Genomic DNA, 11,850 nt, shown 5'->3' with positions numbered 1-11,850 from the left:
GGCCGGGACACGCGGGTGTCCCGGCCCCCACGGCCGTACGCGGGTCAGAACTCGTTGCCCCAGCAGTAGCGGGCGAGGGTCTCCACCTGGACCAGCTTGCTGTGCTGGTCCTCGGCGCCGAGCAGCGGGCGGGCGGCCACGTCGGCGAAGCCCCGGGAGGGCGAGAGCGCCATGTCCTCGAGGTCCTTGACCTCGGCAGCCGCGTCGATGCGGGCCATCACCGCGTCGATCTCCTCCATCGCCGCGGTGGTCGCGTCCACCGCTCCGAGGCAGGCGTCGCGGTCCTCGGGGAGGGCGCGCAGCAGGTCGAGTTCGGCGTCGGTGCCCCGGTCGAGGGGCAGCACCCAGCGGTCGGCGGGGACCGCCGCGTACAGCCGTTCGGCGCGGGCGCGGTCCACCGCGGCGGGGGCGGTCCAGCCGGGGGCGATGCCGATACGGACGCCCTCCGGGCGCTCGTCCAGCCGCACCGCGAGGGCTTCCACGGCGAGGGCGTCCTCGAAGGAGAGCGCACCGGTGGCGCCGGGTTCGGTGGCGGTGTGGGCGAGCAGCAGCGGGTTGTTCAGCTGGATCAGCCGCACCCCCTGGGCCACCAGCAGCTGGATCTCCGCTCGGACGATCTCCGCGAGGGCCTCGCCGAGTTCGCGGGCCGAAGCGGGGCCGCCCGCGCCGGCGAGGGCCGGGTCGAAGGTGGTGGCGGCGAGATAGGCCGGGGAGGGCAGCGCGACCTTGGGCGCGACGACCGTCAGCTCGCCGAGCAGGCCGGCCCACTGGGCGACCAGCGGTCCGTCCGCCTTGGGGAGGGTTTCGGCCACCCAGCGGGCGAGGCCGCCGGTCTCCTCGCCGGTGCGGCGGAATCCGGTGACGCCTTCGAGGACCGCGCTGCGGAAATCCTCGCGGGGCAGGTCCCCGTCGGTGACGACGGTGGAGCGCAGCCGCCGCTGGAAGACCACGGCCTCCCTGACCGCGGCGAGTTCGGCCGCGCGCAGTGCCTCGGCGTCGCCGCTCTCGCGGGCGGCCAGCAGGGCGGGCGGCCGGACCAGGCTGCCGTGGTGGTCGATGCGGTAGTTGAACGTGTCCGCCATGGTTCAGGCGTCCTTTCCGGCGTTCGTGTCGGGCTTCCCGGAGACGCCCCAGGCGGCGAACTCCAGTTCGTAGCCGAGGGCGTCGAGAACCTCGTCGGCGATCGTCTGGTCCTCGTCCGCCGTGCCGCCGGCGATGCCGAGACCGCCGATGATCTCGCCGTCCTTCTTGATGGTCACGCTGCCCTCGGTGGCGAGGATGGGCATCGCGGCGCCGGGCAGCTGGGAGAGCTGGGAGAAGAAGACCGGCTGGCTCTCCTGCCACTTCTTCAGCATCTTGCCGGGGCGCTGCATGACGGCGGCCGTGTACGCCTTGGCGCGCGCGATGTCCGGGGTGAGCGGGCGGGCTCCGTCCGGTCGGCGGATGGCCACGGGGAAGCCTCCGGCGTCCACCACGGCCACGCTCACCGCCTTGCCGAGCGCCTGGGCACGCTTGTGGGCCTCGTCGATGATCTCTTCGGCGGCGGCGAGGGTGATGTTGCTCATGCGGTTTCCTTCGGGGCGGTGAGGGTGCGGCGCAGCCGGGCGACGGCGGCGTTGTAGGGGTCCGGCGTCTCCCAGTACATGGAGTGCGGGGCGCCGGGGACGATCTCCAAGTGCGAGCCCTCGACCAGTTCGTGGGCGCGGGTGACCGTCTTGACGCTGAGTACCGCGTCCTTCTCGCCCGCGAGGAAGGCGACGGTGACGCCCGAGTCGCGGATCTCGTCCAGGCCGGGGCCGTTGGTGTCGAGGTTGCGCAGGTCCTGCATGGTGGCCGTGTTGAAGGTGCCCATCTGCTGGAAGAGGAAGGTGAGGTCCCTCCGCTCCTGCTGGAACTGCCGGGTCAACAGCCGGTCGATGACGGGGAGTTTGACGGCTTCGGCGCGGTCGGCCGCGGCGAGTTCGGTGAGCTCGGGGTGACTGATGCCGCCCAGCGAGTGGCCGAGGACGACCGAGCCGACGCGCTCGGGGCGTACCAGGCCGGCGCGCAGGGCGGCGACGGAGCCGATGGACTGGCCCACCAGCATGGCATCGGTCAGGTCCTCCTGGTCGAGCACGGCGACGACGTCTCCGTAGAAGGCCTGACCGTCGAACTCGGTCTGCGGCGCGGACAGTTCGGTCCGTCCGAAGCCTTTCAGGTCGAGCGTGACGACGGTGAACCCGTCGCGGAGCGCCGCGACTTGCTGCCACCAGGCGGCGTGGTGGCCTCCCGAACCGTGCACGAACACGATCGCGGGGCCGCTGCCGTGGCGCTCGTAGTAGATGGACGCGCCGTCCGAATCGACGTAGGGCATGGATCGATCTCCTTTTCGCGGGGGCTGGTGTCGCGACCGGCCGTCTGTGCCCCCTGAGGGACGGCGTCCGGTGCGTGCGGCGGCGCGCCGGCCGGAAGTCCTCGCGGCGGGGCCACCGGGGCTCCGGGTCGACGCGGCGGGCGGGCGTGCCGGGCGGTCGGGACTCCTGGGGCGGGCGTCAGTTGGGGCGCTTGCCGTGGAAGACCAGCTCGATCATGGTGTGATCCGGGTCGTGGATGTAGCAGAACTTCGACTGGTTCTCGGGGCGTTCGACGGGACGGGTGTGCCGGATGCCCAGCTCGGCGAGGTGCTCCATGAAGTCGTCCCAGTCGTCGACCTCCATGGCGAAGTGGTACGGCGCCATCCGCTCCATGGCCTCGACCGGGGTGAAGTGGAGGTCGAAGTTGCCGCGGGTCATCAGCACCACGCGGGTGTTGGACTTCGGCATGATCCGCTTCATCCCGAAGACCTTGGCGTACCAGGCGGCGGTCCGGTCGGGGTCGGTGGTGGGGAAGTTGACGTGGTGGATGTAGCGAGGTTCCTTGCTCACGGCGTACTGCCTTTCGGGGGGAGGGTTTCGGGACCGCTCATGTGGGTGTCCCGCGATTCGTCGCGCACCCGCCATGAACGGCGGGACATTCCTCAGGTGCGGCCGGGCTCGGCGAGGACGGTGTTCGACAGGACGCCGATGCCACTGATCTCGACGTCGACGGTGTCGCCGGCCTCGATCTGGCTGGTGGACTCGGCACCCATCCACAGCACGTCACCGGGGTGCATGGTGATGTGCTTGGTGATCTCGACCATGTAGTCGTACGGGTCGAAGACCATGTCGCCGGTCGGGAAGAGCGCGCGGGTCTCACCGTTGACGCGCAGGGTGGTGGTCTGCGCCAGCGCGTCGACGTCGGTCTCGATCCAGGGGCCCATCGGCTTGAAGGTGTCGCTGTTCTTGGCGCGCCAGAACGTGCGGTCCTCGTGCTGCCAGGCGCGGGCGCTGACGTCGTTGCCGATCGTCCAGCCGAAGACGGCGTCCCGCGCCTGCTGGTACGTGGCGTGCCGCAGCGTCCTGCCGATGACCGCGACCAGTTCCGGTTCGGCCTCGAACCGGCCGCGTACCCCGGCGGGTTTCACGATCGCCGTACCGTGACCGGTCAGCGCGTTGTTGGCGCGGTAACCGGCCTCGGGGCGCTCCGGCACGACTCCGGCCTTGTCGCCGAGCAGCCGGGCGTGCTCGATGTGGCGCGGGTAGTTCATGCCGACGGCGTAGAAGACGGGCGGGACGACGGGCGGCAGCCAGTCGGCTTCGGTGAGCGGGATGGTGCCGATGACGGTGGGGTCGCCGTCCAGCGGGGAGTCGGAGAGCAGGCGTACGGAGTCGTCCTCCACGCGCCCCCAGACGGCCCGGCCGCCCACCCGGACTCGGGTGTATCGCATCGTGGCTCAGTCCGTCAGCAGGTGGGAGACGCGCTTGGTGACCAGGTAGGCGTCCAGGCCCTCCGGGCCGCCCTCGCGTCCGTAGCCGCTGGCCTTGACTCCGCCGGACGGCGCCTCGTGGGTCGATCCGCCGCAGTGGTTGAGGGAGAGGATGCCGGCCTCGAACTCGCGGGTGAGGCGTTCGGCGGTGGCGGCGGAGCGGGTGAAGCCGTACGCGGCGAGCCCGTAGGGCAGCGAGTTGGCGATCCGCAGGGCCTCGTCGAGTTCGCGGAAGGCGACGATGGGCGCGAGCGGGCCGAAGGGCTCCTCGGACATGAGCGCCGCGTCCTCGGGGACGTCGGTGAGGACGGTGGGGGCGAAAAAGTAGCCCGCGCGGTCGAGTCGCTCGCCGCCGGTACGGATCTTCGCGCCCTTGGCGACGGCGTCGGCGGTGAGCTCCTCCATCGCCCGCAGCCGTCGCTCGTTGGCGAGCGGGCCCATGGTGACGCCCTCCTCCGCCCCGTCGCCGACCACGACCGCCTCGGCGGCGCGGACGAACTCCTCGGTGAACTCCTCGACCAGGCTCTCGTGGACCAGGAAGCGGCTGGGCGAGGTGCAGACCTGGCCGGCGTTGGCGAACTTGGCGGCGGCGGCGCGGCGGGCGGCGGTGACCGGGTCGGCGTCCGCGCACACGATGACCGGGGCGTGGCCGCCCAGCTCCATGAGGGAGGGCTTCATCTCGGCCCCCGCCGCGGCGGCGAGCAGTTTGCCGACCGGCACCGATCCGGTGAAGGCGATCAGCCGGGTCGCCGGGTGCGCGATGAGGTGGGCGGAGACCTCGGCGGGTTCGCCGAAGACGAGGTTGAGGACACCGGCGGGGAGCCCCGCGTCCTCGAAGCAGCGGACCAGTTCGACGGCGGTCCCGGGGGTCTCCTCGGAGGCCTTGATGACGAGGGAGCAGCCGGCCGAGAGCGCGGCGGCGATCTTCCGCATCGGTGATCCGGCGGGGAAGTTCCACGGGGTGAAGGCGGCGACCGGGCCGATGGGCCGGCGGCGGACGGAGAGCAGGGTGCCGTCCTCGGAGGGGATGATCCGGCCGTAGGCGCGGCGGGCGTCGTCGGCGTCCCAGCGCAGGGCTCCGGCGACCCGCTTCGCCTCTCCGGCGGCCTCGCGCAGGGGCTTGCCCTGTTCACGGGTCATGACGCGGCCGACCCGGTCGGCGCGGGAGACGAGCAGCTCGGCGGCCTTGTGCAGGATCGCGGTGCGCTCGGCTATCGGTGTGTCGCGCCAGAGCGCGAAGCCGGCCTCCGCCGCTTCGGCGGCGCGGTCGAGGTCGGCGGTGGTGGCGAGCGGGACGTGTCCGATCACCGTTTCGGTGGCCGGGTTCACGACCGGTACGGTCGCTCCGGCCCCACCCTCGCACCATTCGCCCGCTATGTACATGCGGATGGCGGGGTAGTCGTCGTGGGTCGTCATGGGTGCGTGTGCCCTCTCACGCTCGGCGGGTGGGGTGTCGGGATGCGGTGGTTCACATGACGGAGTCGCGGACCGGTCAGGAGGCGGGGTTCCCGGAGGCGTCACGGGAGGTGCGCAGGGTCCAGATGTGGTGTGGCGGGGTGGTCTCGTGGACGCGGGTCTCGTACGAGGCGTCGACGCGGTCCATGTCCGCCGCGTACTCGACACGGCCGCCGCAGGGCGCGTGGACGAAGCGGAAGACGTTGGAGCCGACGGTGTGCCGCCCGAGCCTGCGGGCTTCCTGCCAGCCCTGGGCGATCATGTGGTTGCCGCCCTCGATCACGTCGTCGAAGCCGGGGACCTCGTAGGAGACGTGGTTGACGCCGGCCCGGTCGGGGCGGTGGCAGAGCAGGAAGTTGTGCTGGTCGTCGTCGCCCTCGCACTGCATGAAAGTGCCCATCGGCTTGACGACGTCGGTCGCCCGGAAGCCGAGCCGGTCGAGGTAGAAGGCGACAGCCTCTTCCTGTCCGGCCTTCGGGATGTTGAGGGCGACGTGGCACATGCGCAGCGGGCGGACCTGGCCGACGGGCTCCAGCGGGGTGTTCCAGCGGCGCACGCTGCCGGAGACGTTGGCCTCGCGGGGTCCGCCGGGAGTGCCGGGCGCCCTGGGTCGGGCGAGGGCCAGGCCCAGGCCGAAGCCGGTCTCGTCCCGGGTGCGGTGTACCCCGTCGCCGGTGAGGGTGACCTCGCGGTCGACGGCGACCCGGGCGACGAGCTTCGCCAGTTCCGCCTCGGTGTCGACGCCCCAGACCACCTCGCGCAGGGTGGGGCCGTCTTCCAGGGCCGGTGGCAGCGAGGGGTCGGGGTGGGTGTCGAGGTGGAGCGTCTGGCCCGCCAGGGTCTCGAAGGTGGCGCGGGTGGTGGTCCGTTCCACCGGGATCAGTCCGAAATCCGTGAAGAAGCGGACACATTCGTCGAGGTCGTCGATGCTGTAGGTGACCGACTCGATTCTCTGGATTCCCATGAACTCCCTCATTTCGCGGGCCGCGGGCGCTGGACGCGTGACACCGGCCCGGTCAGCATAAGAATCGGGACGCGCGACCTCAATGACCCGGTATTTCGGATGGTGCAATCATTTCTTGCACGGACGGTCGCGTCGTCCGGCTTCCGCCTGGCGTCACATGGCGGGAATCGGGTTCTCCGAGAACCACTTGGCGAGGAATTCGAGGAAGACGGTCACCTTGCGCGGCGTCTCCTGGCCGGGGCCGTAGATGGCGTACAGCGGCCGGTCGGGCACCGCGAGTTCGGGGAGCAGCACCCGGAGCGCGCCCGAGACCAGGTCGTCGTAGGCCGGCCGCTGCGGGAGCAGGGCGATTCCCCGGCCGTGCACGGCGGCTTTCTGCAGCGCGATGTAGGAGTTGGAGGAGAACGCCACGTTACGGATCTTGTGCAGGGTGCTCGCGTGGCCGTGCCCGACCCGCCAGACGGGGTCGTTGACGTGGACCAGGCAGTCGTGGACGGCGATGTCGTTCGGGTGGAGGAGCGTCCCGTGCTCCTCCAGGTACTTCTCCGACGCGCACAGCACGAAGGGCAGTGAGGCGATTTTCTTCAGCCGGACACTGGAATCCCGCAAGTCGCGCGTGTGGAAGGCGATGTCGAATCCGCCGTCCAGGAAATCATAGGTGCGATCCGATATGCCGCCCAGCTCGAATCGGACGACGATTTTCGGATGAGCCACGGAGAACGCGGATATGGCGTCACCGAGATCGAGGCTGCCTATCCACTTCGGACAGATGATGTTGAGCGACCCCTCCGGCCGGTCGTGGAGCTGCGCGATGTGGGAGTCCTCGGCGGAGATCTCCTCCAGGATGCGCGCCGCGAACTCCGCGTAGCGGAGTCCGGGCTGGGTGAGGCTGACGGAGCGGGCCGTGCGATTGACGAGGCGGACCCCGATCTGGCGTTCCAGTTCCGCGACGTGGCGTGAGATGAGCGATCCCGAGGAGCTCAGCGCTTTGGCCGCCCCGCTGAAGCTGCCGATGTTGGCGACGGTGACGAAGCTGCGCATGAGGAGCAGACGGTCCATGGTGGTACCTCCGGCCGTTCACGGCCCCAGTGGTGGCAGGGCCGTGTCGGGCGGGTTGTGCGGGTGGAGCCTCCGCGCTGCGCTCCGGAACGGGATCACTCAGCTGGGTTGCGCGGAATGGGGGTGGGCCCGGGGCTCAGGGGCAGTACTGCGGAGCCTTGTCCAGGTTGTCCTTGGTGACCAGCAGGATCGGCGTCTTGTCGATCTTGCTGATCTTCTTTTTGTCGAGCAGTCCTATCGCATTTGTCACGGCAAGGGAACCCGTGCTCATGGCCGAGTTCGCCACGGTTGCGGAGAGTTCGCCCTTCTCGACCCCTTCGAGCCCCCGGTCGGTGCCGTTGACGGTGACGATCTTGACGTTCTTGCCGGCCGCCGCGAAGGCCGTACGGGCGGCGAGCGCCATCTCCTCGTTCGCGACGAAGGCGTAACCGAGGTCCGGGTGCGCCTGGATCATGTTCTCGGCGACGTCCTTGGCCTTGGCGGCGTTGAACATGCCCGGCTGGTTCGCGACGACCTTCGCGGTGGCCGGCAGCGCCTTGGTGAATCCGGCGACCAGCATGTCGGAGGCGGCTCCCGGAGCACCGGCGATCACCCCGACCTCCACGGACTTGCCCGCGGCGTCCTTCTCGACCCAGCCCGCGTCCAGTGCGCCGACCGCGCCCAGGTCCACGACGACCGCGCCGAGGATCTCGGAGGGGTCGTCGGTGACGACGGAGGTGAGGAAGATCGGAATGTTGGCGCTCTTCGCCTTGGCTATGTCGCCCTTGAGCGCGTCGACGTTCACCGTCTGCACGATGAGCGCGTCGACGTTGCGCGAGATCATGTCCTCGATGTTGGACAGCTCGGTGCCGGGGTTCTGATGCGAGTTGGCCGTGTAGATCTTCGCGTCGCCGGTCTTGGCGGTGTTCTCCACCGCCTTCTGGAGACAGGTGTGGAACTCCGTGTCACCGCCGTTGACGAAGCCGAGGGTGACGGAGTCGCCGCCGCCCGAACCGGACTGGCCGCTGCAACCGCTGAGAGCCAGCGCGGCTCCCACGACGGTCGTGGCCAGCACTCTTCGCGGGTGGGTGGTCAGGCTCATGGTGTATCGCCTTTCGTGGCGTGCGTGGGACGTCTTTGGCCTTGCACAGACGTCGGGCCGCGGTGCCGGTGGGACCGACTGCCCGACGGGGCACTTCAGTTGTGGGACCTCTTGTGGAGCTGGTTGGCGATCGCCGCGATGAGCAGGACCGAACCGACCGAGATCTGCTGGAAGTAGCTGGAGACCTGAAGCAGGTTCAGGGCGTTCGCTACGACTCCGAGCAGCACGACACCGAGTGCCGTGCCGACGACGGTGCCGCTGCCGCCGGCGAGCGAGGTTCCGCCGATGACGACGGCGGCCACGGCGGTGAGTTGCAGGGTGAGACCGCCCGTTCCGGGGCTGCTCGCGCCGAGCCGGGACAGCAGCATCAGCCCGGCGAGTCCGGCGAGGGTGCCGGCCAGCCCGTAGAGCAGGAGCTTGTTCCGGTTGACGCCGATGCCGCTGAGACGGGCGACGTGCTCGTTGCCCCCGATGGCGAACGCGTCGCGGCCGAAGACGGTGAACTTCATGACCACCCCGGCCACCACCAGTACCGCGATCGCCACGATCAGCAGATAGGGGATGCCGAGGATCTTGCCGTTGCCCAGCGAGGAGAGGTGGGTTCCGATGGACACGCTCAGACCGTCCAGGACGAGCAGCGCGACCCCGTCCAGCAGGGTGGCCGTGGCCAGTGTGGCGACGAACGGAGCCACGTTCGTGTAGGTGACCACGAGTCCGTTGACCAGACCGATGAGAGTCGCCAGCACCAGGGAGACGACGACCGTCACCGTCGTTGACTCACCGTGGGCCAGCATCTGGGCGGCCACCGCGGTGATGACGGCCGCGTTGCTGCCCATGGAGAAGTCCATGCCTCCGGCCGTCATCAGCAGCGTGAGACCCGCGGCGAGCACCGCGGAGACGCTGACCTGGCGGAGGACGTTGATGAGGTTGGTCGAGCTGGCGAAGGAGTCCGTCTCCAGGCTCGCGAACACCACGACGATGATCAGTACCGCGACGAGACCCGCGTGCGGGACACCGAAGAGGGACCGCAGCGAGGTACGTGACCCGGAAGCGGTGTCCGGGGCGCTTTCTTTCGCTCGGGGCTGTACCGGGGGCGCTTCGAGGCTCACTTGCTCTGTCCTCCGAGGGCGAGGGCGACGAGTTGGTCGCGGGTGATGGTGTTGACGTCGTGTTCGGCGACCGCCCGTCCCGCGCTGACGACGATCACCCGGTCGGCCAGCCGCACGACCTCCTCGGCGGAGGAGGAGGCGAGCAGTACGGCGACGCCGCGTGCGGCGAGGTCGTCGACGAGGGTGTGGATGTCCGCGATGGCCGCGATGTCGACGCCGTTGGTGGGGTCTTCGAGGAAGCAGGCGACGGGCGCGGTCTCCAGCCACTTCGCCAGCAGGACCTTCTGCTGGTTGCCTCCCGAGAGCCGGCCGACGGCCGGGTTGCGGGTCAGCGAGACGACTCCGTAGCTCTCCCGGCGCGGGGCGGCCCGGCGGGTGAGCGCGGACCAGCGCTGGAGGCGTCGCCGTTCCAGGCGGTCGCTGGCCAGCATCAGGTTCTCGTCCAGGGAGAGTTCAGGGATCAGGCCGAGGGCCCTGCGGTCGCCGGTGACGCAGCGCAGACCACTGGCGAGCGAGCGGGGTATCCGGCCGAAGGGGACGGCCCTGCCGTCCACGGTCATCTCGCCGGAGTCGGGGCGCCGGCGGCCGGAGAGCAGGTCGAAGAGGCGTGACTGCGCGTCCCCGGCGGGGCCGAGGACGGCCACGATCTCGCCCTTGCGCACGTCGACCGCGAAGTCCTCGATGGTGCGCCCGTCGTTGAGTCCGCGGACCGAGAGACCGATCTCCCCGGTGGGAGCGGGGCGTTGGGGTCGGGTGGAGACGACGTCCCGGCCCACCATGGAGCGGACCAGCCCGGCGGAGTCGGTCTCGGCGGCCGGTCCGCTGTGCACCACCGCGCCGTCCCGCAGAACGGTGACGTGGTCGGCGACGGACAGCACCTCGTCGATGTAGTGCGAGATGTAGACGACGGCCATGCCCTCGTCCCGCAGGGTCCGTACCAGCGCCCTGATCCGGTCGGCCGCCTCGGCGCCCAGACAGGCGGTCGGTTCGTCGAGGATGAGGACCTTGCCGCCGCGCCTGACCTCGCGGGCGACCTCGACCATGGTCTGCTCCGCGACGGTCAGCCCGCCCGCGGTCCGCTCCACGTCGATGCTGATGCCCAGGTCCGCGAGGGCCTTGCGGGCCTGTTCCCGGACCGACTTCCAGGCGACCAGGGCGCGGGGGGCGGGCAGGTCGCCGAGGAGGATGTTCTCGGCGACGGTCAGTTCCATGACCAGTTCGCGGCGCTGGGGAACGGTCGAGATGCCGAGCCGCCGCGCCTGGCGCGTCGACAGGCCGGGCTGCGCCTGCCCGTCGATCTCCACGGTGCCGCCGTCCGCCTGGTGGACCCCGGCCAGCACCTGTACGAGGGTGGACTTGCCGGCCCCGTTCATACCCATCAGGGCGTGGATCTCGCCCGGCCTGATGTCGAGGGAGACCCCTTTGAGGGCGGCGGCCCCGCCGAAGCTCTTGTGGAGGTCACGAATCCGGACCACCGGCTCCCGGGGCGCGCCGACGGCGGGGTCGGTGGTGGCGCTCCCGTGGAGCGCGGTACTGGGTGTCACGTCGGTGCTCCCCTCGGTACGTCGGTCGGCGGACGGTGTCACGGCTGTGACCGGTCCCCGTCGGCCGGGACGCGCGCGAAACCGCGGATGTCGGGGAACGGAGGCTCGCGGTCGGCCTGCAGGTCCACCTGGAAGGTGTTCAGGCACATGCCGAGCATCGTGAAGTTGCCCAGCGAGCCGATGGCGTCGACCAGGCCCTGGGAGCCGAAGTGCGCGTGGGCGGCGGCGAAGGTCTCGTCGGAGACGAAGTGGTTCTCCAGCACCTCCTGGCAGAAGGTGTAGAAGGCGGTGTCCGCCTCGTCGTCGAACTCCGGCGTGCGGCGCTCGGCGATCGCGTCCACCGCGGCGGCCGGTACGCCGGCTGTGATCGCCGCCTTGACGTGGGCGTTCCAGGAGTACTGGGCGTCCCAGTTGCGGGCGGCCATCAGCAGGGTCAGCTCCCGCAGATGCTTGGGCAGGTCCGAGTCGAAGCGGACGAACGCCCCGAGCGACTCCACGCGTTCGCAGAGTTCGGGGCTCTGCAGCCAGACCCGGAACGGACCGCGCACCCCGCCGCGCCGGGCGGTGATGCGGGCATGGAGCTCCTGCTGGTGCTCGTTCATCTCTTCGGTACTCAGAACGGGGAGGCGCATGGCCGGTCCCTGCCTTTCGATCTGCGACACAAACTGGAAATGTGCGATGGCAGCAGACCGTACATCCGGCTGGTAGAGGCTCACCCTTCTCGGAATGCAAGGTAAAGGTGCGCATCCGGGGGCTCTCGGCGGAGCCCGTTTCCCATAACGTCGGACGACGCCTCGCCGTCGAAAGGGTTTGCG

At 70.2% G+C, this 11,850-nt stretch carries 12 protein-coding genes; all 12 read right to left on the bottom strand.

What is annotated here, in order from left to right; all coding sequences use genetic code 11:
- Positions 1–44: 44 nt before the first annotated feature.
- Positions 45–1,082, bottom strand: coding sequence for a methionine synthase II (cobalamin-independent)-like protein (locus ACWD3D_RS09550; RefSeq protein ID WP_451460336.1), 1,038 nt, complete (start codon positions 1,080–1,082; stop codon positions 45–47).
- A gap of 3 nt (positions 1,083–1,085) precedes the next feature.
- The gene (locus tag ACWD3D_RS09545) at positions 1,086–1,565 is read right to left on the bottom strand and encodes a GlcG/HbpS family heme-binding protein (protein WP_266711636.1); all 480 of its coding nucleotides are present in this window, start codon (positions 1,563–1,565) and stop codon (positions 1,086–1,088) included.
- Positions 1,562–2,353, bottom strand: coding sequence for an alpha/beta fold hydrolase (locus ACWD3D_RS09540; protein WP_451460335.1), 792 nt, complete (start codon positions 2,351–2,353; stop codon positions 1,562–1,564). Before ACWD3D_RS09540 ends, ACWD3D_RS09545 begins: the two co-directional genes overlap by 4 nt.
- A 178-nt stretch (positions 2,354–2,531) precedes the next feature.
- Positions 2,532–2,903 (bottom strand): VOC family protein, encoded by a 372-nt coding sequence (locus ACWD3D_RS09535; RefSeq protein ID WP_266711632.1) that lies wholly within the window; start codon positions 2,901–2,903, stop codon positions 2,532–2,534.
- A 92-nt stretch (positions 2,904–2,995) separates the two neighbouring features.
- On the bottom strand, positions 2,996–3,784 hold the full coding sequence (locus ACWD3D_RS09530; protein ID WP_451460334.1) for a fumarylacetoacetate hydrolase family protein: 789 nt from the start codon (positions 3,782–3,784) through the stop codon (positions 2,996–2,998).
- 6 nt (positions 3,785–3,790) lie between these two features.
- Positions 3,791–5,239 carry an NAD-dependent succinate-semialdehyde dehydrogenase gene (locus ACWD3D_RS09525; RefSeq protein ID WP_451460333.1) on the bottom strand — a complete coding sequence of 483 codons (1,449 nt, stop codon included), beginning with the start codon at positions 5,237–5,239 and terminating at the stop codon, positions 3,791–3,793.
- A gap of 76 nt (positions 5,240–5,315) precedes the next feature.
- On the bottom strand, positions 5,316–6,242 hold the full coding sequence (locus tag ACWD3D_RS09520; RefSeq protein ID WP_451460332.1) for a VOC family protein: 927 nt from the start codon (positions 6,240–6,242) through the stop codon (positions 5,316–5,318).
- A 153-nt stretch (positions 6,243–6,395) separates the two neighbouring features.
- Positions 6,396–7,301 carry a LysR family transcriptional regulator gene (locus ACWD3D_RS09515; protein ID WP_451460331.1) on the bottom strand — a complete coding sequence of 302 codons (906 nt, stop codon included), beginning with the start codon at positions 7,299–7,301 and terminating at the stop codon, positions 6,396–6,398.
- A gap of 136 nt (positions 7,302–7,437) precedes the next feature.
- Positions 7,438–8,382 carry a sugar ABC transporter substrate-binding protein gene (locus tag ACWD3D_RS09510; RefSeq protein ID WP_451460330.1) on the bottom strand — a complete coding sequence of 315 codons (945 nt, stop codon included), beginning with the start codon at positions 8,380–8,382 and terminating at the stop codon, positions 7,438–7,440.
- A gap of 95 nt (positions 8,383–8,477) precedes the next feature.
- Positions 8,478–9,491, bottom strand: coding sequence for an ABC transporter permease (locus ACWD3D_RS09505; protein WP_451460329.1), 1,014 nt, complete (start codon positions 9,489–9,491; stop codon positions 8,478–8,480).
- Entirely contained in the window at positions 9,488–11,035 is a 1,548-nt protein-coding gene (locus ACWD3D_RS09500) for a sugar ABC transporter ATP-binding protein (protein ID WP_451460328.1), read from the bottom strand. The genes ACWD3D_RS09505 and ACWD3D_RS09500 overlap by 4 nt, the downstream gene beginning before the upstream one ends.
- Positions 11,036–11,073: 38 nt before the next feature.
- On the bottom strand, positions 11,074–11,667 hold the full coding sequence (locus tag ACWD3D_RS09495) for a carboxymuconolactone decarboxylase family protein (RefSeq protein WP_451460327.1): 594 nt from the start codon (positions 11,665–11,667) through the stop codon (positions 11,074–11,076).
- Positions 11,668–11,850: the final 183 nt, after the last annotated feature.

It is taken from the genome of Streptomyces sp. NPDC002690, from assembly GCF_053592415.1.
This window is presented reverse-complemented; position numbering and strand designations above follow the sequence as displayed.